Genomic DNA, 24947 nt, shown 5'->3' on the forward strand with positions numbered 1-24947 from the left:
TTACCATTAGCTTGGCATCGCCTGAGAATATCTTAGAGCGTTCAAGTGGCGAGGTGTTAAAACCTGAGACTATCAATTATCGTACTTACAAACCAGAACGTGACGGTTTGTTTTGCGAGCGTATTTTTGGTCCAGTAAAAGATTACGAATGTCACTGTGGTAAATACAAACGTATCCGTTATAAAGGTATTGTTTGTGACCGTTGCGGTGTTGAAGTAACTGAAAAGAAAGTACGCCGTGAGCGTATGGGCCACATCAACTTGGTGGTGCCTGTTGCGCATATCTGGTATTTCCGTTCTTTACCTAACAAAATCGGTTATCTTTTAGGTTTACCTACCAAAAGACTAGATTTGATTATTTACTATGAACGTTATGTAGTAATTCAAGCTGGTTTAATGGCAGATCAAGGTATCAATTATATGGACTTCTTAACAGAAGAAGAATATTTAGATATCTTAGATAAATTACCTAAAGAAAATCAATATTTAGATGATAAAGATCCTAATAAATTCATCGCCAAAATGGGTGCTGAAGCGTTAGAAGATTTATTAAAACGTATTGATTTAGATAGCTTATCATACAATTTACGTCACCAAGCTGCTAATGAGACTTCTCAACAACGTAAAAATGAGGCGTTAAAACGTCTTCAAGTTGTTGAAGCTTTCCGTGGTGCTAGAACTCGTATTGAGAATAACCCAGAGTGGATGATCATTAAAATCGTTCCTGTTATTCCACCAGAATTACGTCCTTTAGTACCTTTAGAAGGTGGTCGTTTTGCAACTTCAGATTTGAACGATTTATATCGCCGTGTAATTATCCGTAACAACCGTTTAAAACGTTTGATCGAGATTAAAGCACCAGAAGTTATTTTACGTAACGAGAAACGTATGTTACAGGAAGCTGTAGATTCGTTATTCGATAACTCACGTAAAGTAAATGCTGTTAAAACTGAAGGTAACAGAGCATTAAAATCTCTATCTGATATTTTAAAAGGTAAACAAGGTCGTTTCCGTCAAAACTTACTAGGTAAACGTGTAGATTATTCTGCTCGTTCGGTAATTGTTGTAGGGCCAAACCTTAAACTCCATGAGTGTGGTTTGCCAAAAGATATGGCTGCTGAGCTTTTCAAACCGTTTATCATTCGTAAAATGATTGAGCGTGGAATTGTGAAAACAGTTAAATCTGCTAAGAAAATTGTAGATAGAAAAGATCCATTAGTTTGGGATATTCTAGAAAACGTATTAAAAGGACACCCAGTGTTGCTAAACCGTGCACCTACGTTGCACAGATTAGGTATACAGTCTTTCCAACCACGTTTAATTGAAGGAAAAGCTATTCAATTACACCCATTAGTGTGTACTGCATTTAACGCGGATTTTGATGGTGACCAGATGGCGGTGCATTTACCTTTAGGTCATGCAGCAATTTTGGAAGCCCAAGTTCTAATGTTGGCAGCGCACAACATTCTAAACCCTGCAAATGGCACACCGATTACGGTTCCATCTCAGGATATGGTTTTGGGTCTTTATTATATTACTAAAGGCCGTAGAACTGATGCTGGTCGTGTTGTTAAAGGACAAGATTCATCATTCTATTCTCCAGAAGAAGTAATTATTGCTTACAACGAGAAGAAAATTGATTTACACGCTTTTATTAAAGTGAAAGTTAATGTAAAACAAGAAGATGGAACTATCGTAAATAAATTAACTGAAACTACTGTTGGTAGAGTTTTATTCAACCAAATGGTGCCAGAAGAAGTGGGTTATATCAATGAACTATTAACTAAAAAATCTTTAAGAGATATTATTGGTGAAGTAGTGAAAATGACTGGTATGGCTCGCTCTGCAAGATTCTTAGATGATATCAAAGAACTTGGATTTAGAATGGCATTCCAAGGTGGATTATCGTTTAACTTACAAGATGTTAATATTCCAGTAGAGAAACATACTTTATTAGAACAAGCAGCTGGTGAAGTTGAAGAGGTAAGAAACAACTATAACATGGGTTTCATTACCAACAACGAGCGTTACAACCAAATTATCGATATCTGGACACGTATCAACAATCGTTTAACTACGTTTGTAATGAACCAATTGTCTAGCGATAACCAAGGTTTCAACTCTGTTTACATGATGCTTGACTCTGGAGCCCGTGGTTCTAAGGAACAAATTCGTCAGTTAGCAGGTATGCGTGGTTTGATGGCTAAGCCTCAAAAATCAGGTTCTGGTGGTGAGATTATCGAAAACCCGATTTTATCTAACTTTAAAGAAGGATTATCGGTATTAGAATACTTTATCTCTACTCACGGTGCTCGTAAAGGTTTGGCGGATACGGCGCTAAAAACAGCAGATGCGGGTTATTTAACTCGTCGTTTACATGACGTAGCACAAGACATGATTGTTAACGCAGTTGATTGTGGTACCTTAAGAGGTATGTACACTACTGCATTAAAAGATAATGAAGATATCGTTGAGCCATTATATGACAGAATTTTAGGTCGTATTTCACTTCACGATGTGTTTAATCCTTTAGATGGTAAATTATTAGTTGCTGCAGGCGAAGATATTTCTGAAGAAATTGCAAAAACTATTGAAGAATCTCCATTAGAAGGTATTGAAATTCGTTCGGTATTAACTTGCGAAAATAAACGTGGTGTTTGTGCATTATGTTATGGACGTAACTTAGCTTCTGGTAAACGTGTTCAAAAAGGTGAGGCTGTTGGTGTAATTGCTGCACAGTCTATTGGTGAGCCGGGTACACAGTTAACCTTACGTACATTCCACGTGGGTGGTACTGCATCAAACATTGCTGCAGAATCTCAAATCAATGCTAAATTTGATGGTGTTATCGAATTTGAAAACTTACGTACTGTACCAACAACAACAGAAGACGGTGTAGTTGAGATCGTATTAGGTCGTTCGGGTGAGTTTAAAATTACAGAGCCAGGTACTGGTAAAGTAATCGTAACTAACAACGTTCCTTATGGTGCATTCTTATTTGTTAAAGAAGGAGATAAAATTTCTAAAGGCGATAAGATTTGTTCATGGGATCCATATAACGCGGTTATTATCTCAGAATTTGCAGGTAAAATCGAGTTTGATGCGATTGTTGAAGGTGTAACTTTCCGTGAAGAATCAGATGAACAAACTGGTCACCGTGAGAAAGTAATTATCGATACACGTGATAAAACTAAAAATCCATCTATTAGAGTAGTAGATAAAAAAGGTGAACTTATTAGAGGATATAACATCCCAGTAGGAGCTCACATTGCTATTGATGAAGGAGAAGCAGTTCAAACTGGTCAGATCTTAGTTAAAATACCTCGTGCAACAGGTAAAACTCGAGATATTACAGGTGGTTTACCACGTGTAACTGAGTTATTCGAAGCACGTAATCCATCTAACCCAGCTGTAGTAACTGAGATTGATGGTGTGGTAACTTTAGGTGGAGTTAAACGTGGTAATCGCGAAATGACTATCGAAAGTAAAGACGGAGAAGTTAAAAAATATCTAGTGCCATTGTCTAAACACATTTTGGTACAGGATAATGACTTTGTGAAAGCAGGTATGCCATTATCTGATGGATCAATTTCTCCAGCTGATATTTTAGCAATTAAAGGCCCAGCGGCTGTACAAGAATACTTAGTAAATGGTATCCAAGAGGTTTACCGTTTACAAGGTGTGAAAATTAACGATAAACACTTTGAGGTAATTGTACACCAAATGATGCAGAAAGTTCATATCGAAGATCCGGGTGATACTCGTTTCTTAGAAAATGACTCTGTTGATAGATGGGACTTTATGGTAGAGAACGACGACATCTATGACAAAAAAGTTGTAGTAGATGCAGGCGAGTCTGAAACAGTAAAACCAGGTCAAATTCTTTCTTTACGTAAATTAAGAGATGAAAATTCTCAATTAAAACGTAAAGATTTGAAACAAATTGAAGTACGTGATGCACAACCTGCAACAGCGAGTTCAATCTTGCAAGGTATTACTAGAGCTTCATTAGGTACCAAATCGTTTATCTCTGCAGCATCATTCCAGGAAACTACTAAAGTACTGAATGAAGCAGCTATCGCTGGTAAACGTGATAACATGTTAGGCTTAAAAGAAAACGTAATTGTTGGTCACTTGATTCCTTCAGGTACTGGTGTTCGCGGTTATGAGCGTATCATTGTTGGTTCTCAAGAAGAATACGATAAATTATTAGCTTCTAAAGCGGAAGAAGAAGTAGAAGCATAATTAATCATACTATTTCCTGAAAAGGAATTAAATAAAAATCCCTAGTGTTAATTCGCTAGGGATTTTTTTGTACCCAATAACCCTTAGTTAAATATGCCCTGTTTATGGTATATATGAAGTGATTTTTTGAATGGATATTTACGAAATCAAAATCATAAACAATGAAAAATATTTTTTTAAAAGGGATGCTATTATTTCTGATTGCCGTTACTACTGGTTTAATTTCTTGCAAAAAGAGTGAAACGGCAGAACCTACACCAACACCGCAATTGGTAAAAGTTAGCAATTGGAATCCATCGACTGGTGTCGAATCAACTAGCATGGAATTTATATATGATGCCAAAGGAACTATAAATAGTTTAATTTATGGAGGAACAACTTTTACTACAACCTATAACTCGGCAAATAAATTGGCATCTCTTACTGGAATATATAAGCAAAATCTTACGGTTACGTATACGTTAGAATATAACTCTTTAGGTCAATTAATAAAAGTTACTAATTCAGATGGAACAAATAGTAATACAAAAACAATTACCTATAATTCTACGGGGAAAATTAGTAAAATTGGCATTACGTATTCAAATACTGCAGTTACGCCATACAATGCAGACTATACTTGGAATGGTGATAACCTAGCTACAGCTAGTTCTGGGACCTATACCTCAACGTATACTGCTTATGATGATAAATTGAATCCTTTTAGTTTGGCTGAAGGAGTTTCTATAATTTTTTATGGTAATCCAGCTTCAAAAAATAATGCAACGGAAATTAAAACCTTGAATGGTGCAATTACAAATGTTCAAAAAAGGAGTTATGAATACAATACTGCGGGTTATGCTACAAGTATGAAGTTATTAGATACTAGTAATGAGGGAATGAAATTCTATTTTAATAAATAATTTTTTAATACCATAATTGAAATTGACTAGCAATTAGAGATAAAGTGCTAGTTTTGTTTTATGGAAGAACAACAAAACGAAAATCAGTTAAATATAGAGTTATCCGAAGAAATTGCTGAAGGTATATTTTCAAACTTAGCCATCATAACTCATTCTAATACAGAGTTTGTTTTAGACTTTATACGAGTAATGCCAGGTGTGCCAAAGGCGAAGGTAAAGTCTAGAATTATTTTAACGCCAGAGCATGCAAAAAGGTTGGTTCATGCAATGTTAGATAATGTTGAAAAATTTGAAGCAATAAACGGAAGAATAAAAACTCAAGAAGAACCTCCAGGTTTTCCAATGAATTTTGGTGGTCCAACAGCGCAAGCTTAGAGATTTTGTCATCCAGAGCGCAGCGAGGATCTAATTTAGTAAATCTTAAAAAGAGATTCCTCGTTCGTCGGAATGACAAATCTTAGATAAATATTGAATAATTTCATCAATTTGATTTGGTTCAAACCAAGTTGTGTTTTCATCTCGTCTAAACCATGTAAGTTGACGCTTAGCAAATCTGCGTGTGTTCTGTTTAATCATCGCAACTGCGGAAGCTAAATCAGTTTTTCCATCTAAGTAATCGAATAACTCTGAGTAACCAACTGTGTTAAGTGCATTGTACTGACGGTAAGGAATCAAGCTTTCGGCTTCAGCGATTTGACCTGCTTCTATCATTACATCTACACGATGATTAATACGTTCATAAAGTAGAGCTCTATCTGTGTTTAGACCAATTTTGATGATGTTGAAAGGTCTTTCTTTTTTGTTGGCAGTTAAAAAGGAGCTCAACTTTTGCCCAGTAGAAAGCACAACTTCTAATCCTCTTATCATGCGTTGAGGATTGGATTGATCTACTTTGGTAAAATATTCAGGATCTAGTTCTTGTAATTGTGTTCGAATAGATTCAATACCTTCATCCGCCAGCTGTTGATTTAGTTTTTCACGAATAGTTAAGTCTATCTCAGGTAAATCATCTAAACCTTTACAAATGGCATCAATATAAAGGCCTGAACCACCAACCATAATTAAAATATCATGCTTTTTAAAAAGTACCTCCATTAATTGAAGTGCCTGAACTTCAAAATCGCCCGTGCTAAATAATGTTTTTACACTATGAGAATTAATAAAGTGATGGGGTACAGCAGCTAATTCCTCTTCTGAAGGTTTAGCTGTGCCAATGTTCATTTCCTTAAAAAATTGACGGGAATCTGCAGAAATAATTTCGCTATGATAAAACTGTGCAAGTTCAATTGCCAATGCAGTTTTTCCGATGGCGGTTGGCCCAACTACTACAACTAATGTTTTTTGTGGCATAGGGCATATCTTCTTGTCGTCATGCTGAATTTATTTCAGCATCTTTATTGTAGGGCAGACCCTGAAATAAATTCAGGGTGACGCATTATTATAATTTATTAATAGTCCTCTTCTTTTCCGCTTCCGTATTCTTCATCGGCAAAATCATCGCCGTCAGCAAATTCATCTTTTTCTTCCTCTTCTTCACTTTCTTCGTCAACTTCTGCAGCATTTATACCTCTACCACCCATTGCTTCTAATTCTTCGGTATCTTCAGGAACAAAATCCATTTCATTTAAGAAATCAAAATCGCTTGATGCTGCTGTACTAGCTACTGCAAAACCACCTGTATTTTTATCAATAATTTTAGGTGCTTCGCCTGTGCTTTTTACTAAAAATGGATATTCGATATTTGGATCGTTTTCTAAAATAATTTTAATCAGTTCTACGTGAAAATCAAAGGGACGTTCGAAATTGTAGATGTAATAAAATTTTTGATGTGGATCTTCAATAAAGTTGCTGAGTTTAGCATTTTCCATCAACGTAACTCCATTGTTTATTTTGCGGTCATTGGGTAACAAAGCAATTTCATCACCTTTAATCCAGTTATCTGTACTCACATAAAATGACGATGATTTATCGGCATTATAGCCAGTAGAACGGTGAATTGCTCTGTGTAAATCTTCAAAAGTTTGATTGGTTTTAATATCGATTTCTCTTACTACGTCGTCAAAATCTTCAAAAGAAATTTTAAATCTATAAATTGCCATTTTCAGTGTACTGTTTCTATCTGTAAAATTAAGAAATTAAAAATAATTTTAAGGCGTTATGCCTATCTAGTAATTGGTTTTAAACCTAATTCGTTAGCTTTCTTTAACATAAAGTTAAACGCTTCCTCGTAATTGTTTGTTATTTCGCCTTCTAAAATAGCTTCGCGAATTGCATTTTTTAATATTCCCACTTCCCTGCCTGCATCTAAACCAAATGTTTGCATAATGTCGTTGCCAGAAATAGGGGGTTGCCAGTTGCGTAATTGATCACGTTCCTCAACATCTTTTAATTTTTGTTTAACTAGCTCGAAATTATTGCGGTATTTTTTGATTTTATACTCGTTTTTTGTCGTTATATCTGCATTGCATAGCAACATTAAACTTTCAATCTCTTCTCCAGCTTCAAAAAGTAATCTTCGTACTGCCGAATCGGTTACTTTTTCTTGTGCTAAAACAATTGGGCGCAAGTGAAGTTGAACTAATTTTTGTACAAACTTCATTTTTTCATTTAATGGCAATTTTAATTGAGCAAAAATTTGAGGTACCATCCTCGCCCCTTTATCTTCATGTCCATGAAAAGTCCAACCATGACCTTCTTCAAATCTCTTAGTCGGCGGTTTAGCGATATCGTGTAAAATGGCAGCCCAACGTAACCAAAGATCATCCGTTGTTGCGCAAATGTTATCTAAAACTTGTAGGGTGTGATAAAAATTATCTTTATGACCTTTTCCTTTTATAATTTCTACTCCATATAAAGCAGCCATTTGTGGAAAAATAAGATGCAATAAACCCGTATCAAATAGATAGTTAAAACCAATTGATGGAGTTTTAGCTAAGATAATTTTATTTAACTCGTCTGTAATTCGCTCTTTTGATACAATGCTAATTCGTTCTTTCTGTGCTTTAATCGCCTCAATTGCACTTTCATCAATGTTAAAATTTAATTGAGTTGCAAAGCGGATGGCTCTCATCATTCGAAGCGGATCATCAGAAAAAGTTATTGTAGGATCTAATGGAGTACGAATTAATTGCTGTTCTAAGTCTTCTAATCCGTTAAACGGATCAATAAGATCGCCATAATTGGATGAATTTAGACTTATCGCTAATGCATTAATGGTAAAATCTCTACGCAACTGATCATCTTCTACAGTACCATTTTCTACAATTGGTTTGCGAGAGTTAGAACGATATGATTCCTTTCGAGCGCCTACAAATTCGATTTCTAGATCGTTGTATTTTAACATGGCAGTACCGAAGTTTTTAAATACAGCGACCTTAGTTTTTAAATGCATGCCAACTTTTTCGGCGAATTCAATTCCGTTGCCAACTACTACAATATCAATATCTTTTGATAGACGATTTAAAAATAAATCACGTACAAATCCTCCAATAACATAAATTTCTGTCTTGGTTTGATCAGCGATATTGGCTAAAACTTTAAATATTGGATTTTGTAGATGTTGCTGCATAATTTTAGATTCATCATCTAGATTGAAGCCAAGAATGATAAAGGAAATGCAAAAATAGTAAAATTACTTACGTATAAACTCAAATTGCCCAGATGGACCTAACTTAATAATAGTCGAAGGTTTTTTTGCTGTACGATTCTCTTGCTCAAGATCTACAATGTAATCAACAGATTCTTTAATTTCATCACTAATTTCATCGAAAAATTTTGGTGTTGGTTGACCGCTCATGTTAGCAGAAGTGGAAACGATTGGTTTACGAAATCGTTGAATTAATTGCTCACAGAAATCGTGTTTTACTATTCTAATACCAACAGTGCCATCTGAGTTAATTACACTTTTAGCTAAATTTTTTGCGCCAGAAAAAACAATTGTTAGTGGGTTTTCAGCATATTCAATTAACTCATAAGCTACATCTGGAATTTCAGTAACATAGCTTTGCAGTTTGTTATCATTTTCTAAAAGCACAATTAGACTTTTATCAGCTGCACGCCCTTTAATTGCATTTACTTTTGCAACAGCTTCTTCGTTTGTTGCATCGCAACCCAAACCCCAAACAGTATCAGTGGGGTAGAGAATTACTCCTCCATTTTTTATAATTTCTAAAGCTTTATTAACTTCTTCTCTAAGCATCTAAATATTGATTTAAACCTTTTGGCGTGAAAATTATTCCTGATTTAACCGTGTTTTCTAATAACTCTTTATTTTGTTGGTCTTGTTTTTTGGAAGCTTCTTCTTTATGATAAATGTGGTAGGCTATACCTCCAAATTTAAGCTGAAGTTTCTGTTTGCCAGCATTCATTAATCGAATGGTTAATTCGCTATCTTCATGACCCCATCCAGAAAAATCTTCGTTGTAACCATTTGTTAATACTAAATCTTCTTTCCAAAAAGACATATTCGCACCTCTTGCAAAATACTTTGGATGTCTATTTCTATATCCAGCTGCAATAAAATTTGAAAGTGCTAAAAACCGAATGCCATCTTTCCTTCTTTTAATATCGCTATTGAAAATATTGATATTTATATTTTTATCGGACAAGATTTTATTCGATATTTCTGGGCCTAATAATACTCTGCCACCTTGGATAAATGCATTCTTTTTGGCTAAGCCTAAGTGATCCTTAATAAAATGATGGTGAAGAATAATATCGCCATCTATTTGAATAATATATTCTCCAGTACTTTTTGCAAACGCCTTGTTTAGAATTGATGTTTTTTGAAAACCATTATCTTCTTGCCAAATGTGGATGATTGGAATTTTGCTTTTCTCTGAGAGCTTATTAATTTCTAAGCGAGTTTCATCGGTAGATCCATCATCAGCTATAATTATTTCATCAGGCAATCTGCTTTGTTTAAATGCACTTAAAACAGCAAGCTCTAACGCTTGAGGCCAATTATAGGTTGCAATGATTAAAGATACCTTCATTTTGCAAATTTAATGGAGTTCGTTAAATAGGTAAACGTTGGAAAAATCCTTTTTTTATGACCGAAAATAATTTTACTGTACTTCATTAAAAATTTAAAAAAGTGCCAATCAATTTTAGCTATTGGCGCTTGTTCATGTTGTTTTGCATTTACAACAAATTCGTCAAGAAATAATCGACTTTCTGGACTTAGATTTTGTATTTGCTTAAACAACAGTAATCTTGACAACAATGTTAATGGATTTTTTATCCTCTTTTTGCTGAAGAATGCATTGTCTCCATGTTTTCTATGATGAACCAGGTATTTTTTAACAGCTTTAATTTCACCTAGCGCAGTTGCATTTAATGCCAGCCACCAATCATAAGGCATAAAATCAGGTATAGGTATTGCTTGCTTTAAAATTGATTTTCTGAACATGATATTATGTCCACTCAATTGATTTAAAAGAAATAATTTTCGACTATCATTTCCTTCAAAAAGTTTATAACGCTTCAACTGACCAGAAAAATGGTGTAAATTCCCATTTTTAAGGGTAATTGAAGCGCCATGTGCTAACATTACATTTTCATCTACAAATAATTGGACTAAAGAACTTAATTTGTCTTTCATCCAAATATCATCCTGGTCTGCAATTGCAATTAAATCTCCACTGCAAAGAGAAATGGCTTTTTCAAAATTTTTGTCGAAACCTAAATTTTCTTCATTTAAATAAAGCTTAAATAAAGTAGGATATTTCGTCTTCCAATCTTCTAAGATTTTAAAAGTATCATCGGAAGAGCGGTCATCAACTACAATAATTTCATGTAAAGGATAATCTTGCGCTATAATTGTTTCCAATTGCTCGTCGATGTATTTTGCACCGTTATAAGTGCACATCGCAATTGATATTGACACAATTTCTGATCCTTTACTAGAAATCATTAAACAGCTACATTATTTTCTCTTAATGCATCATTAAGCGAAGTTTTTTTATCGGTTGATTCTTTACGTTTTCCAATAATTAATGCACAAGGAACTTGAAAATCTCCGGCAGGGAATTTTTTAGTATAAGAACCCGGAATTACTACCGAACGAGCAGGAACATACCCTTTATATTCTACTGGTTTTTCGCCAGTTACATCTATAATTTTAGTAGATGCTGTTAAAACAACATTCGCACCTAAAACAACTTCTTTTTCTAATTTAACGCCTTCAACTACAATAGCTCTTGATCCCAAAAAACAATCATCTTCTATAATTACCGGGGCAGCTTGAACAGGTTCTAATACACCGCCAATGCCAACACCACCACTTAAATGTACACGCTTACCAATTTGTGCACATGAGCCTACAGTTGCCCAAGTATCCACCATAGTGCCTTCATCTACATAGGCGCCAATGTTTACGTAAGATGGCATCATAATTACTCCTTTGGCTAAATAAGCACCATAACGAGCACTAGCCATAGGTACAACACGTACACCTTGTTCTTTATAATTGGTTTTCAAATCCATTTTATCATGGTATACGAAAGGACCAACTTTAATTTCTTTCATTTCGTTAATCGGGAAATATAAAATCACAGCTTTCTTGATCCATTCATTAATTCCCCAACTATTTAAAACAGGCTCTGCAACACGTAATTTGCCACTATCCAATCTTAAAATTACTTCTTCAATTGCTTCACAGTAGTTATTATAGGCTAATAAAGATCTGTCTTCCCAGGCGGCTTCTATTAATTTCTTTAAATCTTCAATCATTGTATTTTTTATTTTTTTACAAAATAAGTCAATTTTATGTATTGAGCATTGTATTTTTGATTTTTTATGACTGAGAAAGAGAAATTAAGGATTGATAAATATCTATGGGCAATACGATTGTTTAAAACCCGTAGCCTAGCAACTGATGCCTGTAAAGCAGGTCGTGTAAAGTTAAACGGTCAAAATCTTAAACCATCAGCCATCGTTAAAGTTGGCGAAGTATATCAGGTTTCTAAAGGAATAGAGAAAAAAATAATAGAAGTTGTGGAACTTTTATACAATAGGGTTGAAGCTAAGATTGCAATAACAAAATATAAAGATCTTACACCTGTAGAAGAAACTCATGCATTTAAATCGGTGTTTCATGCGCCAAGTTTAAAAAGAGACCGCGGTACAGGAAGGCCAACCAAAAAAGATAGACGCGAAACGGATGATTTAATAGGGGGAATGTTTGAGGAAGAATAGTTTATTGGTGTCATTTGTTCATTAGGAACTTAAACTTTAAACTACCGACCTTCTATTGACAATTGATTTAAAATCCTTAATCGATAAGCCATCATTGCTGTTTTACCCAATTTTTGGATTAATTTATAATTGGCAACTGCGCCAACTGCTGCACCAACAACAGGAAGTAATTGTGCCATTTTAGCTAAATCTATATAATCCCTGTATTCTTGTTGAAATGTTTGCCAATCAAATTGATCTGCGCTTTCTGGCAATACAATTAATTTTTCATCCCAGTTTTGCATTTGCTTAAACACATTTTGAGTGCCTACTTTACTAGAAAATGCTAATTGAAAAACATGTAAAATGTAGAGTCTTTCGCGGTAATCTTTTACTTCAAAACCATACAATGCAGCAATTTCAAAAAGCATTTTAATTTTAATCCCAATTAGGATAGGAAAATCTGCCATGCTCATTAAAAATCCACCAGCCCCTGTTATTCCACCTTCGGCTGCGCCAGTTTTACTATAATTTTCAATTTTTGCTTTTACGAGCGCCTCGCGATGGAGTAAGCTCATATCACGGTCTGGCATAGCTGATGTGGTGTATGTAGAGCCAAATAAAACAGCTTTAACCATTTGTTTAATGGTTGTAGTAATTGCTTTATGAACTTTTGTTGGGATGTAACTGTTAATTTTAGTTTGAACCTTGGTCGCTAAATGTCCAAACATTGAGGGTTTCTTCATTAACTCCATTTTCCAAAACTGAAGCTCGTAATTCACTTGTTCTTCGTAATTCTTCATGTAAATTAATGTACAAAAAAAATGCCCCGATTACTCGGAGCATTTTTAATTTCTAAAATCCTTAGCAAAACTTAGCAGGATAGTTATTTTTTATCTTTTGAATATGCTTCATTTAAGCCAACAATTACAGCACTAGTTACATCAAGGCTTTCATCAGCAAATAAAATTGCGCTATTGCCTTTAGAGTAAGTCAATACCATTTTATAGCCTTTAGTTTTAGCATAACCTTTCAAATATTCTGCTACTTTGTTATATAAAGCTTCTTGTTCTTTGGCTTGCTCGTTTTGTAAAGCAGCACCAGCATTTTGTTGATACGCTTGCAACTCTTGTTGTTTACGTTGTAATCTCTGTTCAGTTGCAGCTCTTTGATCAGCAGGTAATGTATTTTGTGTTTGTTGATACTGTTGCACTTCTCTTTGGAAAGCTTGAGTTTTTGACGCTAAATCACTTTCAGCAGCTTTACCTTTAACCTCCATTTTGGCTTTAAGATCTTTGAAATATTCGTATTTAGTTAACAATGAATCAGAGTTAACATAAACAATTTTCTCATCAACTGATACTGTTGTAGCTTTAGTAGCTGTTGACTCGGTTTTACTATCCTTATTTCCACAAGCAGTTAGTACTGAAACTATTGCTATTGCAGTAGCTAAACTGCTTACTTTTAATGTAGTTACTTTCATTCTATTTTAATAAATTTTAGCAAATATAAAAATCAAAACCGACTATCCTAAAAACATGCGTTTTTTAATCAATTTTAATACGATTTTAACACCCAAATAGTTATCCACATCTGCCCTAATTAGGTAAAAAATGGTTATTTTTGATTCTTTATGTATTAAATAAAATTATGAGCGAAGAAAAAGATCCAAACTCAAATTATGGTGCCGATAATATACAGGTTTTAGAAGGTTTAGAGGCTGTACGTAAGCGTCCTTCCATGTATATCGGTGATACCGGAATTAAAGGTTTGCACCACTTAGTTTACGAAGTAGTAGATAACTCAATTGATGAGGCATTAGCTGGTCATGCTGATACCATTTATGTAAATATCCTTAAAGACAATTCAATTAGGGTTGAAGATAATGGTCGTGGTATTCCAACTGGAATAAATAAAAAAGAAAATAAGTCAGCATTAGAAATCGTAATGACGGTTTTACACGCTGGTGGTAAATTTGATAAAGACACCTATAAAGTTTCTGGTGGTTTGCATGGTGTGGGGGTTAGTTGCGTTAATGCATTATCAACGCATTTAAGAGCAGAAGTACACCGCGATGGAGAAATCTGGGTACAAGAGTACAACATCGGTAAGCCTTTGTATGATGTAAAACAAATTGGAACTACAGAAAAACGTGGTACAATTGTAACTTTTACGCCTGATGCTACCATTTTTACGCAAACTACAGAATATCGTTATGATACTTTAGCATCGCGTTTGCGTGAATTATCTTTTTTAAATAAGGGCATTAGCTTAACCTTAACAGATGAGCGTGAAGTAAATGAGGATGGGACTTATCTATCAGAATTATTTAAATCTGAAGGTGGATTAAAAGAGTTTGTTACATTTTTGGATGGAACTCGTCCTGCATTAATCCCTGAACCCATTTATGTAGAAGGAATTAAAAATGGTATTCCGGTTGAATTGGCTTTGCAATACAATGATAGTTATTCAGAAAATGTTCACTCATACGTAAATAATATCAATACGCATGAAGGGGGAACGCATATCGCAGGTTTTAGACGTGGTTTAACACGTACATTGAAAGCTTATGCTGAAAAATCTGGCTTACTGAAAAATGTGAAATTTGAAATTACTGGTGACGATTTTAGAGAAGGATTAACGGCGGTAATTTCAGTAAAAGTACAAGAACCACAATTTGAGGGACAAACCAAAACCAAGTTAGGGAATAGCGAGGTAATGGGTGCGGTAGATATTGCCGTAGGCGAAGCTTTAGGGATTTATTTAGAAGAATACCCTAGAGAAGCTAAAATGATCGTAAATAAAGTTATTTTGGCTGCTACTGCGAGAGCTGCTGCTCGTAAAGCTCGTGAAATGGTACAACGTAAAAGTGTAATGGGTGGCTCTGGTTTACCAGGAAAATTAGCCGATTGCTCTGATACTGATCCAGAAAAATGTGAATTGTACCTAGTGGAGGGAGACTCGGCGGGTGGTACAGCCAAACAAGGTCGCGATCGTAATTTCCAAGCTATTTTACCACTAAAAGGAAAAATCCTGAACGTGGAAAAAGCAATGGAGCACAAAATCTATGAAAATGACGAGATTAAAAACATGTTTACCGCTTTAGGTGTAAGCATTGGAACACCAGAAGATGATAAAGCTTTAAATTTAACAAAACTTCGTTACCACAAAATTGTGATCATGACGGATGCTGATATTGACGGATCGCACATTACGACGTTGATTTTAACATTCTTTTTCCGTTACATGAAAGCATTAATTGAAGCTGGATACGTTTATATTGCTGCCCCACCACTTTATCAAGTTAAAAAAGGTAAGGATTTCGAATATTGCTGGAATGATGTGCAACGTGACGCTGCGGTTCAACGCTTAAAAGGTGCCGGTAAAGAAGAAAGCGTACACATTCAACGCTATAAAGGTTTGGGTGAGATGAATGCTGAACAATTATGGGAAACCACGCTTGATCCAGCTAAACGTACATTATTGAAAGCTACTATAGAAAATGCAGCAGAATGTGATCATACATTTTCTATGTTAATGGGTGATGAAGTTGCTCCACGTAGAGAGTTTATTGAGCGGAACGCGAAATACGCCAAGATTGACGCATAATTTAGTCAAAATTTATAATCGGCAAGCCCGAAAATATATGACAATAAAAAACCCTTCGAGTTAATCCTCGAAGGGTTTTTATTTATCAAGGAACTTATTCCCCTTTTTCTGATTTGTCTTTTAAAGATTTTAAGCCATTTTCAAAATCCTTACCCATCATTTTATCCATAAATAAACCCATCCATTTATTCATGGCTCCAGCACTTTCACCGCTGATAGTCCAGGTTACTTTATTGCCGTTACCTTCTTTAGCAATATCAAACCGAACTGTCGACGAACTTTCCATCGGTTTAATAAATTTCATTTCTTCGACAACTGATTGATTTGGCATAGCTTCAGTTAATTTCATTTGGCCAGTACCAACTTTATCACCAACCCATTGGTATAAATGACCTGGCTGACCAGCATTGCCTGTAATTGTAACTTTAGCTGTGGGTTCCATTTTAGTCCATGGATTCCATTTTAAAAACTCATTGAAATCTGCAACGTTTTTATAAACTACACTATCAGGTGCGTTTATGGTTGTTGTGCGACTTACAGAATAGGTTTTAGGCAAGAACATTCCGCCTACAAAGAAAATGATTACTAACACGACAATGATGCCGAGTAAAACTTTTAAGACTTTCATATTTTATTTGTTTGGTTTACTTAAAGTTAACTATAAACCAAGAGAAAATGCAAGTGTTATTTTTTAGGCGGAGCCCCTTTTAAATTTAAATCCTGCAATTCTTCTCTAATTTTTCTCATAAATGATATTCCAGGGTCGGTTTTTTGAGAAAAATAATAGGGGTTGGTTTCTCTCCATAAAGACGTATTTTTAAACCAAGTATGCTCATAATGACCAATCAAATACTGAATGGCATACTTTTTTGTTAAGTAACGCACCAATTTTTCGTTTGCAAAAAGTTGGGCTTGAGTTAATGGATAATTATCGCTTCCTACATTCTCAATTCCAATGGCACAATAATTTAAACCAATTACATGGCGAGCAAAAACAGTGTCAGCTAATAATTGATAAATGGAGCCATCGCGATCTACTAAATAATGCGAAGACACATTTAAACTGCTAGCATTTACTAATGCTTTGCGTGAACTCGGTAAAATGGACTTATTAAATGTAGCATAAGTTCCCGTCAAACTTCTTGAAGCTGTCCAATGTAGAACAATCATTTTAGGGATAATTGTTGGTGTTTTTTGGATGAGATTGTGTCTTCTTTTTAAATAATCTAAAGAAAGTTGGGCTCTTGTTTCATCAAAGATTATTGGTTTATTGATAATCTGGATTTGTTGTGCAAAACTTGTAAACGAACTAAAAAATAAAAAGAATAAGAGGATTTTTTTAAAAATGCGCATCAACGTTACTTGTAAAATCTTAATACTTTTTTCTGGTAATCTATTTTGGCGTGAAATTCGGTTAAAATATCGCCGCCAATGATTGCCGAAATTGGTGGATGCCCTAGAAGCAAATAAGTGTCAGTTACACTTTGTAAATCTAAAGCCACCGCATGGTATTGCTTTAAAATCAAACTACCAATTTTAAGTTTGGGAATAAAACCTTGTAAAGTAGTTGCTGTACTAAAAATGGTAGCTGCCTGTGTTTCATCACTTATGGTAAGTTCTTGAATGTGCTTCTCCATTAAACCTTTATCAAAAACAGATCTTGAAGCGCCGGTATCTAAAACTGCAAATAGTTTTTCACCAAAAACAACAATTTCCATCAAAAGATGGAAACCGTTGTCTTGTAAATTAATTAGAGTTAAAGGAACAGTGATTGTTCTCATATGTTCTGTTTGTCATTCCGAGGAACGAGGAATCTAATTTTAGAGATGCTTCGCTTTGCTCTGCATGACAAATAAAATTTATATCAATTTCATTTCAGCCAATACATTATTCATATTGCGTACTGCATCAGCACTTTTATTGAATGTAGTTTGCTCTGTTTCGTTTAATTTATAATCAATAATTTTTTCCCAACCATTGCGGCCTATAATCACAGGAACACCTAAACAAATGTCTTTCTGACCATATTCGCCATCTAAAGCAACACAGCATGTAAATAATTTTTTCTCATCACGTACAATTGCTTCTACTAAGGCAGCACCCGCAGCACCTGGCGCATACCAAGCCGATGTACCCAATAAACCAGTTAAAGTAGCACCGCCAACCATTGTATCGGCAGCAACTTTTGCTAAAGTAGCTTCGTCTAATAAATTGCTAACCGGTAAACTTTGGTAAGTTGCATAACGTGTTAAAGGAATCATCGTAGTATCGCCATGGCCACCAATTACAAATCCCTGTAAGTCGTTAGCGTTGCAGTTTAAAGCAACACTTAAATAATATTTGAAACGAGCGCTATCTAACGTTCCACCCATACCAATAATGCGGTTTTTAGGTAATCCTAATGATTTTAATGCTAAATAAGTCATTGTGTCCATCGGATTGCTGATCACAACAATAATTGCATCAGGAGAATATTTTAAAATATTTTCGGCTACGCCTTTTACAATCCCAGCATTAATGCCAATTAACTCTTCACGAGTCATTCCTGGTTTGCGTGGTAAACCCGATGTAATTACAGCAACAGCAGAACCTGCAGTCTGGCTATAATCATTAGTTACACCTTTAATTTTGGTATCAAAACCTAACAAAGTAGCAGTTTGCATCATGTCAATAGCCTTACCTTCGGCAAAACCTTCTTTAATGTCTAGCAATACTAATTCTTCTGCTAATTCTTTTCTTGCAATGTTATCTGCACAGGTGGCACCAACAGCACCTGCACCTACTACCGTTATTTTCATTTTTAAGTTATATTTTGGAGTTTTTTGTTGAAAAATTGTTTTACACGCCCAAGATATAGAATTGCATTAGTTTACCAAAATGCTTTACCATTTTTTAAAACTTTATTACAGAGAAATGGTTAAATAATAAAGATTAGAAATGGAAAATCAACCTGTAAAAGTGATAGATCATTCAGCATTTGCTGGAAAATGGTATTCTTTATATTCAATTCCCACATTAATGGACAAGAATTGGAAACAAACGACCGAAACTTATACTTTAAGAGATGATGAACATTTTGATGTTTACACTACTTATCATAAAGAAGGAAAACCAGAAGAAAAATCAATTACCTCAAAATTGTTTTTCGATGAAGAGCAGCCAGATGGTGATATGAAAGCTCAATTTTTTTGGCCATTTAAAATAGGGTATTGGGTAATTGAATTGGCGGATGATTACAATTATGTTGTAATTGGTCACCCTGATAAAAAATATCTTTTTATTATGGCTAGAGAACCAAAAATGGATCCAACGTTATTAAAGGATATTATAGAAAGATGCAGGCAAATGGGGTATGATACAGGAAGTTTAGTAAGTCAAGAACATAGTTAAAAGTTTGGAGTTTTCAATTTTCAGTAAAGATGTATCACGAACTAATACGATTTATTTTGTTGAATGGTTTAGGTGGTGAAGCAACAACTAATAAGTAGAAAGAATCAATAATTTGTCATACTTTATTTTATGCAAGTATTCGGCATAAAAATGGTGCAATGATTAATAAATAAGATAAACATAATGAAAGTATTAATGGTATTAACTTCCCACAGTGATTTGGGAAATACAGGAGAAAAAACTGGGTTTTGGATTGAAGAATTTGCTGCTGCTTATTATACGCTGGCTGATGCTGGTGCAATAATTACAGTTGCCTCTCCAAAAGGCGGGCAACCGCCAATAGACCCTAAAAGTGCTGCTCCAGATGCACAAACCACAGCTACAAAAAGATTTAATGAGGATGAAGACTTAAAAAAGATGCTTGCCCACACGGTTAAGTTGAATGAGATTAACGAGGCTGATTTTGATGCAGTTTTTTACCCAGGCGGACATGGTCCTTTATGGGATTTGACAAATGACGAAAAATCTATCTCACTTATTCAAGAATTTTATGGTGCAAATAAACCAATTGCATTTGTATGCCATGCTCCTGGTGTTTTAATAAAGGTGAAAAATTCTGATGGAGAACCTCTCGTTAAAAATAAAGAAGTAACCGGTTTTTCTAATTCGGAAGAAGAGGCTGTTAAATTGACTGATGTTGTGCCATTTCTGCTAGAAGATGAGTTCGCTAAACTAGGTGCTCATTATAGCAAAGGTTCAGATTGGTCTTCTTATGTTAAAAAAGATGGACTTTTAATTACTGGACAAAATCCAGGTTCATCAGAAGAAGCTGCAAACGTTCTTTTGAAAACTTTAAAAGATTGATAAATTTGATCTTTAACTTAAAGGCTAAAACACACAATGTTTTAGCCTTTTTTAGTTTTTGTTCTACTGGTAGTGTTTTACCAACCACTTTTACCTTTTGACCTAATGGTTTCTAACCGACCATGACTATCTGTTTAACTCTAGGTTTCGGCAGGTGAGAGACCGGCTGATATGCAATTCAACAAGTCAATATTCCTTCTCCACACATCTTCCATCTTGCCTTTTACCTCTTCTATTTTTTGTGGTATTGTTGATAATTTGCTGACAAGTTAACGAGGTAATTTCTCTATTTTTGATCTCCACGATAATTCCCACTATGTACCTGATTTTTGATACCGAAACGACTGGTTTACCACGTAATTACAATGCGCCTATTACTGATACTGATAATTGGCCCCGTTGCATTCAAATTGCATGGCAGTTGCATGATGAGATGGGGAAACTAATTGAGCATCAGGACTATTTGGTAAAGCCAGAGGGATTTAATATTCCGTATGATGCAGAACGAATTCATGGTATTTCTACAGAATTAGCACAAGATCAAGGAATTGAATTAGCAGAAGTTTTAGAAAAATTTAACATCGCCCTTGGAAAAGCAAAATTTGTGGTTGGTCAAAATGTTGGGTTTGATGTAAATATTATGGGTTGTGAATTTCACCGTTTAAACGTTGAAAGTCCGATGGCCAATATGCCAGTTTTAGATACCTGTACAGAAGTTACTGCTGATTTATTGAAAATTCCTGGCGGTAGGGGTGGTCGTTTTAAATTGCCAACTTTAACAGAATTACATCAATATCTTTTTGGCGTTCCATTTGCCGAAGCACACAATGCAACTGCGGATGTGGAAGCAACTACGCGTTGCTTTTTAGAATTGATTAAAAAAGAAATCTTTAAAAAAGAAGAGTTATTGGTTGATACCGATTATTTCCTGCGTTTTAAAGAAAATAACCCGCTTATTGAAGCTGCTGGTTTACAGCATATCAATTTAAAGGCAGCATCGGCTGAAATTAGAAAACGTTTACAAGGAACAGAAACTGGTGGCATTTCTAAACAAACTTTAGCAGGTAATAAACAAGAATTAGCAAATGCAAATTTTGTGCATTTGCATAATCATACTCAATTTTCAGTTTTACAAAGTACCATTAGTGTTCCTGATTTAGTAAAAGCTGCAGCCGTACAAAATATGCCTGCTGTTGCATTAACTGATCATGCAAATATGATGGGCGCTTTCCACTTTGTGAGCGCAGTAAGTAAACACAATAAGGAAGCTAAAACGAAAAATGAAGAGGCTTTATCAAAAGGCGAAGAACTAACAGCTCAACTAGTAAAACCAATTGTTGGGGTTGAATTTTTTGTTTGTGATAATCATTTAGATAAAACCCGACAAGATAATGGGTATCAAGTGGTGTTATTGGCAAAGAATAAAAAAGGGTATCACAACCTCGCCAAAATGTCATCAATTGCTTATACCAAAGGTTTTTATTACGTTCCTCGTATTGATAGAAATATAATTGAACAGTATAAAAGTGATATAATTGTGCTTTCGGGTAATTTGCAAGGAGAAATCCCTAGTAAATTATTAAACATGGGTGAGAAGCAAGCAGAAGAAGCTTTAATTTGGTGGAAAGAACAATTTAATGATGATTTTTATATAGAATTAATGCGTCATGGTCAAGAAAATGAAGACCGTGTAAATACTGATTTAATTGCTTTGGCCAGTAAACATTCTGTTAAATTAGTAGCCACCAATAATACCTATTACATCAATAAAAAAGACGCTAATGCACATGATATTTTGTTGTGTGTAAAAGATGCAGAAAAACAAGCAACACCAATTGGTCGTGGTCGTGGCTATCGCTACGGCCTGCCAAATCAAGAATATTATTTTAAATCTGCAGAGGAGATGAAATCACTTTTTGCAGATTTGCCAGAAGCGATTTTAAGCACACAAGAAATTGTAGATAAAATTGAAGCGTACGAATTGGCTCGTGAAGTTTTACTTCCAAAATTTGATATCCCTGTAGAGTTTTTAGTAGAAGATGATCAAACAGATGGCGGTAAGCGTGGTGAGAATAAATATTTACGACATTTAAGTTACGAAGGCGCTAAAAAACGATATGGAGAATTAACTGAAGAAATCATTGAGCGCTTAGATTTCGAATTAGCGACCATTGAAAAAACGGGCTATCCTGGATATTTCTTAATTGTACAAGATTTTATTGCTGAAGCTCGTCGTCGTGATGTTTCTGTTGGACCTGGTCGTGGTTCTGCAGCGGGTTCAGTAGTAGCGTATTGTTTGTGGATTACGAATATTGATCCTTTACAGTACGATTTGCTATTTGAGCGTTTCTTGAATCCAGATCGTGTTTCCATGCCCGATATTGATATTGACTTTGACGATGAGGGTCGTGGTCGTGTAATGGATTACGTAATCAATAAGTATGGTTCAAGTCAGGTAGCGCAGATTATTACGTATGGTACTATGGCGGCAAAATCATCCATCCGTGATACGGCAAGGGTTTTAGATTTACCGCTTTTTGAGGCAGATAAAATAGCGAAGCTGATACCAAATATGAAGCTGGCCAAGATTTTTAACTTGGATGAAAAGTCTTTAAAATCCGCTTTGCGACCAGATGAGTATGAAAAAATTATAGAGTTAAAAGCGCTAGCTGCTGCTAAAAATTTAAGTGCAGAAACCATTGAGCAAGCTATCATTTTAGAAGGATCATTAAGAAATACAGGTATTCATGCATGTGGAGTAATTATTACACCAGATGACATTACCAACTTCGTTCCAGTAGCTACAGCAAAAGATTCTGATTTATATGTTACACAATTCGATAACTCGGTTGTAGAAAGCGCTGGCTTATTAAAAATGGACTTCTTGGGGTTAAAAACATTAACTCTCATTAAGGACACTGTTAAATTGGTGAAGAAAAGACATGGTATTGATTTAGATCCAGATACTTTTCCGATAGATGATGTAAAAACCTACGAGCTCTTTCAACGTGGCGAAACAGTCGGCATTTTCCAGTACGAGAGTGCGGGGATGCAGAAGTACATGAAAGAATTAAAACCAACTGTTTTTGGAGATTTAATTGCAATGAACGCACTGTATCGCCCCGGACCAATTGCATATATTCCTAGTTTCGTAAAAAGAAAAAATGGTGAAGAAGAAATAAAATACGATTTAGAAGCTTGTGAGGAATTACTAAAAGAAACATACGGAATTACAGTTTACCAAGAGCAGGTAATGCTTTTATCGCAAAAATTAGCAGATTTTACCAAAGGTGAAGCTGATGTGTTGCGTAAAGCGATGGGTAAAAAACAACGCGATGTGTTGGATAAAATGAAGCCTAAATTTATTAAACAAGCTGCAGCAAAAGGTCATGATGATAAGGTTTTAGAAAAGATTTGGAAGGATTGGGAAGCTTTTGCTGAATATGCGTTTAATAAATCTCACTCTACGTGCTACGCTTGGATTGCGTATCAAACCGCTTATTTAAAGGCAAACTATCCAGCAGAATACATGGCTGCTGTACTTTCCAATAACATGAGTGATATTAAACAGGTGGCATTTTTTATGGAAGAATGTCGGCAAATGGGCGTTACAGTTTTGGGTCCTGATGTAAATGAATCTGATTTAAAATTCTCCGTAAATGCCAAAGGCGAAGTTCGCTTTGGTATGTCGGCAGTAAAAGGAGTGGGAGAAAAGGCGGTAGAAAGTATTATTGAAGAACGGATAGAAAATGGACCTTATACTACGGTCTTTGATTTCTCAAAACGTTCTAATACACGGATTGTAAATAAAAAAGCATACGAAAGTTTTGTGTATAGTGGTGCTTTTGATGCTTTTGGTTTCCATAGGGCACAGTATTTTTACATTGGTGCCAACGATAAAATGAATGGAATTGAGAAGTTGATTAAATATGCGAACGATTTCCAGAATAATGAGAGTTCATCTCAGGCCTCGCTTTTTGGAGGCTCAAAGGCCGATTTAATCTTAGAACCAACTTTCCCAGTTTCTCCAGAGTGGGGATTAATTGATCGATTGAAATATGAGAAGGATGCAATTGGAATTTTCTTGTCAGGACATCCGTTAGATGATTACCGTTTTGAATTGAACCATTTTTGCCAGCATTCGGTTAAACATTTAGCTATTGTAAATAAAATTAGAAGTGGTGATACCAACGAAGAAATTTTAACAGAGTTCGAAGCTTTAAAAAATAGAGATTTAGTAGTTGGTGGATTGGTAGTTTTGGCTTCGCAGCGCATTACAAAAACAGGGAAGCCATTTGGTACTTTTATTTTTGAAGATTATGATGACAGTTGCGAAATTGCATTGTTTGGGGATGATTTCTTGAAATTTAAACAGTTTTTAACAGAAGGATATTTCTTGCAAATTAGAGGTAGAGTTGGAGAACGTTTTAGAAAGGAAGGCGATTGGGAGTTTAAAGTTACGTCAATAGATTTACTGTCAGAATTACGTGATAAACTGACGAAATGCATTACCATTCAAGTGCCTATTGAAGAAATTAATGATGAGTTAATGCAGAAAATAGATGTGATTTTGCAAGAGAACAAAGAAGGAAGTGAGCGACATAATTGTAAATTGAATTTTGAAGTTTATGATAGAGAGCAGAATTTGAAGTTAGAGCTTCCTTCAAAATCTTTAAAAATAAACCCTAATAATCAATTTTTAGAACAATTAACGAAACTGAATGTTGTAAACTATAAACTAAATTAATACTAAAAGTAGGTG

The 24947-nt window shown here is 35.0% G+C and carries 21 protein-coding genes; 8 read left to right on the forward strand and 13 right to left on the reverse strand.

What is annotated here, in order from left to right; genetic code table 11:
* The 3 genes from rpoC to WC622_RS12120 form a co-directional block, all read left to right on the forward strand.
* A partial coding sequence (rpoC, locus tag WC622_RS12110; protein WP_407951578.1) for a DNA-directed RNA polymerase subunit beta' occupies nucleotides 1-4244 on the forward strand: 4244 nt, incomplete at its 5' end.
* A 161-nt stretch (nucleotides 4245-4405) separates the two neighbouring features.
* A complete protein-coding gene (locus WC622_RS12115) occupies nucleotides 4406-5146 on the forward strand; it encodes a hypothetical protein (protein WP_372819960.1) in 741 nt (246 codons plus the stop codon).
* A 60-nt stretch (nucleotides 5147-5206) separates the two neighbouring features.
* Complete coding sequence (locus WC622_RS12120) at nucleotides 5207-5521, forward strand: DUF3467 domain-containing protein (RefSeq protein ID WP_173272266.1); 315 nt, start codon at nucleotides 5207-5209, stop codon at nucleotides 5519-5521.
* A 45-nt stretch (nucleotides 5522-5566) separates the two neighbouring features.
* Here the strand turns inward: WC622_RS12120 and miaA are convergent, their stop codons facing one another.
* The 7 genes from miaA to WC622_RS12155 form a co-directional block, all read right to left on the reverse strand.
* Nucleotides 5567-6496: a tRNA (adenosine(37)-N6)-dimethylallyltransferase MiaA gene (gene miaA / locus WC622_RS12125; protein ID WP_372819961.1), complete on the reverse strand. Its 930-nt coding sequence runs from the start codon at nucleotides 6494-6496 to the stop codon at nucleotides 5567-5569.
* A gap of 98 nt (nucleotides 6497-6594) precedes the next feature.
* Complete coding sequence (locus WC622_RS12130) at nucleotides 6595-7245, reverse strand: IS1096 element passenger TnpR family protein (protein ID WP_372819962.1); 651 nt, start codon at nucleotides 7243-7245, stop codon at nucleotides 6595-6597.
* 62 nt (nucleotides 7246-7307) lie between these two features.
* On the reverse strand, nucleotides 7308-8714 hold the full coding sequence (locus tag WC622_RS12135; protein WP_372819963.1) for a CCA tRNA nucleotidyltransferase: 1407 nt from the start codon (nucleotides 8712-8714) through the stop codon (nucleotides 7308-7310).
* Nucleotides 8715-8777: 63 nt separating this feature from the next.
* Nucleotides 8778-9344 carry an L-threonylcarbamoyladenylate synthase gene (locus WC622_RS12140; protein ID WP_372819964.1) on the reverse strand — a complete coding sequence of 189 codons (567 nt, stop codon included), beginning with the start codon at nucleotides 9342-9344 and terminating at the stop codon, nucleotides 8778-8780.
* Nucleotides 9337-10140 (reverse strand): glycosyltransferase family 2 protein, encoded by an 804-nt coding sequence (locus tag WC622_RS12145; protein ID WP_372819965.1) that lies wholly within the window; start codon nucleotides 10138-10140, stop codon nucleotides 9337-9339. Before WC622_RS12145 ends, WC622_RS12140 begins: the two co-directional genes overlap by 8 nt.
* The gene (locus tag WC622_RS12150; RefSeq protein ID WP_372819966.1) at nucleotides 10137-11060 is read right to left on the reverse strand and encodes a glycosyltransferase; all 924 of its coding nucleotides are present in this window, start codon (nucleotides 11058-11060) and stop codon (nucleotides 10137-10139) included. Before WC622_RS12150 ends, WC622_RS12145 begins: the two co-directional genes overlap by 4 nt.
* Complete coding sequence (locus WC622_RS12155) at nucleotides 11060-11878, reverse strand: 2,3,4,5-tetrahydropyridine-2,6-dicarboxylate N-succinyltransferase (protein WP_372819967.1); 819 nt, start codon at nucleotides 11876-11878, stop codon at nucleotides 11060-11062. The genes WC622_RS12150 and WC622_RS12155 overlap by 1 nt, the downstream gene beginning before the upstream one ends.
* Nucleotides 11879-11944: 66 nt before the next feature.
* Between WC622_RS12155 and WC622_RS12160 the strand changes: the two genes are divergently transcribed.
* Nucleotides 11945-12343 (forward strand): RNA-binding S4 domain-containing protein, encoded by a 399-nt coding sequence (locus WC622_RS12160; RefSeq protein ID WP_372819968.1) that lies wholly within the window; start codon nucleotides 11945-11947, stop codon nucleotides 12341-12343.
* A gap of 41 nt (nucleotides 12344-12384) precedes the next feature.
* Here WC622_RS12160 and WC622_RS12165 read toward each other — a convergent pair whose 3' ends face one another.
* Complete coding sequence (locus WC622_RS12165; RefSeq protein WP_372819969.1) at nucleotides 12385-13125, reverse strand: EcsC family protein; 741 nt, start codon at nucleotides 13123-13125, stop codon at nucleotides 12385-12387.
* A gap of 83 nt (nucleotides 13126-13208) precedes the next feature.
* Nucleotides 13209-13805, reverse strand: coding sequence for an OmpH family outer membrane protein (locus tag WC622_RS12170; protein WP_372819970.1), 597 nt, complete (start codon nucleotides 13803-13805; stop codon nucleotides 13209-13211).
* 167 nt (nucleotides 13806-13972) lie between these two features.
* Here WC622_RS12170 and gyrB point away from each other — a divergent pair, with 167 nt between their 5' ends.
* Nucleotides 13973-15931 (forward strand): DNA topoisomerase (ATP-hydrolyzing) subunit B, encoded by a 1959-nt coding sequence (gene gyrB, locus WC622_RS12175; protein WP_372819971.1) that lies wholly within the window; start codon nucleotides 13973-13975, stop codon nucleotides 15929-15931.
* Nucleotides 15932-16025: 94 nt separating this feature from the next.
* Here the strand turns inward: gyrB and WC622_RS12180 are convergent, their stop codons facing one another.
* From WC622_RS12180 to mdh, 4 genes are all read right to left on the reverse strand, one after another.
* On the reverse strand, nucleotides 16026-16559 hold the full coding sequence (locus tag WC622_RS12180) for an SRPBCC family protein (RefSeq protein ID WP_372819972.1): 534 nt from the start codon (nucleotides 16557-16559) through the stop codon (nucleotides 16026-16028).
* A 56-nt stretch (nucleotides 16560-16615) separates the two neighbouring features.
* Nucleotides 16616-17284: an N-acetylmuramoyl-L-alanine amidase gene (locus tag WC622_RS12185; protein WP_372819973.1), complete on the reverse strand. Its 669-nt coding sequence runs from the start codon at nucleotides 17282-17284 to the stop codon at nucleotides 16616-16618.
* A 5-nt stretch (nucleotides 17285-17289) separates the two neighbouring features.
* Nucleotides 17290-17712: a retropepsin-like aspartic protease gene (locus WC622_RS12190; protein WP_372819974.1), complete on the reverse strand. Its 423-nt coding sequence runs from the start codon at nucleotides 17710-17712 to the stop codon at nucleotides 17290-17292.
* A gap of 78 nt (nucleotides 17713-17790) precedes the next feature.
* Entirely contained in the window at nucleotides 17791-18729 is a 939-nt protein-coding gene (mdh, locus tag WC622_RS12195) for a malate dehydrogenase (RefSeq protein ID WP_372819975.1), read from the reverse strand.
* Between the two features lie 139 nt (nucleotides 18730-18868).
* Here mdh and WC622_RS12200 point away from each other — a divergent pair, with 139 nt between their 5' ends.
* The 3 genes from WC622_RS12200 to dnaE all read left to right on the forward strand — a co-directional run bounded on the left by WC622_RS12200 (nucleotide 18869) and on the right by dnaE (nucleotide 24932).
* Entirely contained in the window at nucleotides 18869-19321 is a 453-nt protein-coding gene (locus WC622_RS12200) for a lipocalin family protein (protein WP_372819976.1), read from the forward strand.
* Nucleotides 19322-19504: 183 nt separating this feature from the next.
* Entirely contained in the window at nucleotides 19505-20185 is a 681-nt protein-coding gene (locus WC622_RS12205; RefSeq protein WP_372819977.1) for a type 1 glutamine amidotransferase domain-containing protein, read from the forward strand.
* A 316-nt stretch (nucleotides 20186-20501) separates the two neighbouring features.
* Nucleotides 20502-24932, forward strand: a complete 4431-nt coding sequence (gene dnaE, locus WC622_RS12210) for a DNA polymerase III subunit alpha (protein WP_372819978.1) — start codon at nucleotides 20502-20504, stop codon at nucleotides 24930-24932.
* Nucleotides 24933-24947: the final 15 nt, after the last annotated feature.

This window comes from Pedobacter sp., from assembly GCF_041662865.1.
Lineage (GTDB): Bacteria > Bacteroidota > Bacteroidia > Sphingobacteriales > Sphingobacteriaceae > Pedobacter.

What these genes read in the sequence shown, in the direction of transcription:
- gyrB (WP_372819971.1), top strand. Translation starts at nt 13,973, where the DNA reads ATGAGCGAAGAAAAAGATCCAAACTCAAATTATGGTGCCGATAATATA.
- WC622_RS12115 (WP_372819960.1), top strand. Translation starts at nt 4,406, where the DNA reads ATGAAAAATATTTTTTTAAAAGGGATGCTATTATTTCTGATTGCCGTT.
- WC622_RS12145 (WP_372819965.1), bottom strand. Translation starts at nt 10,140, where the DNA reads ATGAAGGTATCTTTAATCATTGCAACCTATAATTGGCCTCAAGCGTTA.
- miaA (WP_372819961.1), bottom strand. Translation starts at nt 6,496, where the DNA reads ATGCCACAAAAAACATTAGTTGTAGTAGTTGGGCCAACCGCCATCGGA.
- WC622_RS12190 (WP_372819974.1), bottom strand. Translation starts at nt 17,712, where the DNA reads ATGAGAACAATCACTGTTCCTTTAACTCTAATTAATTTACAAGACAAC.
- WC622_RS12140 (WP_372819964.1), bottom strand. Translation starts at nt 9,344, where the DNA reads ATGCTTAGAGAAGAAGTTAATAAAGCTTTAGAAATTATAAAAAATGGA.
- dnaE (WP_372819978.1), top strand. Translation starts at nt 20,502, where the DNA reads ATGTACCTGATTTTTGATACCGAAACGACTGGTTTACCACGTAATTAC.
- mdh (WP_372819975.1), bottom strand. Translation starts at nt 18,729, where the DNA reads ATGAAAATAACGGTAGTAGGTGCAGGTGCTGTTGGTGCCACCTGTGCA.
- WC622_RS12180 (WP_372819972.1), bottom strand. Translation starts at nt 16,559, where the DNA reads ATGAAAGTCTTAAAAGTTTTACTCGGCATCATTGTCGTGTTAGTAATC.
- WC622_RS12160 (WP_372819968.1), top strand. Translation starts at nt 11,945, where the DNA reads ATGACTGAGAAAGAGAAATTAAGGATTGATAAATATCTATGGGCAATA.
- WC622_RS12130 (WP_372819962.1), bottom strand. Translation starts at nt 7,245, where the DNA reads ATGGCAATTTATAGATTTAAAATTTCTTTTGAAGATTTTGACGACGTA.
- WC622_RS12170 (WP_372819970.1), bottom strand. Translation starts at nt 13,805, where the DNA reads ATGAAAGTAACTACATTAAAAGTAAGCAGTTTAGCTACTGCAATAGCA.
- WC622_RS12185 (WP_372819973.1), bottom strand. Translation starts at nt 17,284, where the DNA reads ATGCGCATTTTTAAAAAAATCCTCTTATTCTTTTTATTTTTTAGTTCG.
- WC622_RS12150 (WP_372819966.1), bottom strand. Translation starts at nt 11,060, where the DNA reads ATGATTTCTAGTAAAGGATCAGAAATTGTGTCAATATCAATTGCGATG.
- WC622_RS12120 (WP_173272266.1), top strand. Translation starts at nt 5,207, where the DNA reads ATGGAAGAACAACAAAACGAAAATCAGTTAAATATAGAGTTATCCGAA.
- WC622_RS12155 (WP_372819967.1), bottom strand. Translation starts at nt 11,878, where the DNA reads ATGATTGAAGATTTAAAGAAATTAATAGAAGCCGCCTGGGAAGACAGA.
- WC622_RS12135 (WP_372819963.1), bottom strand. Translation starts at nt 8,714, where the DNA reads ATGCAGCAACATCTACAAAATCCAATATTTAAAGTTTTAGCCAATATC.
- WC622_RS12205 (WP_372819977.1), top strand. Translation starts at nt 19,505, where the DNA reads ATGAAAGTATTAATGGTATTAACTTCCCACAGTGATTTGGGAAATACA.
- WC622_RS12165 (WP_372819969.1), bottom strand. Translation starts at nt 13,125, where the DNA reads ATGAAGAATTACGAAGAACAAGTGAATTACGAGCTTCAGTTTTGGAAA.
- WC622_RS12200 (WP_372819976.1), top strand. Translation starts at nt 18,869, where the DNA reads ATGGAAAATCAACCTGTAAAAGTGATAGATCATTCAGCATTTGCTGGA.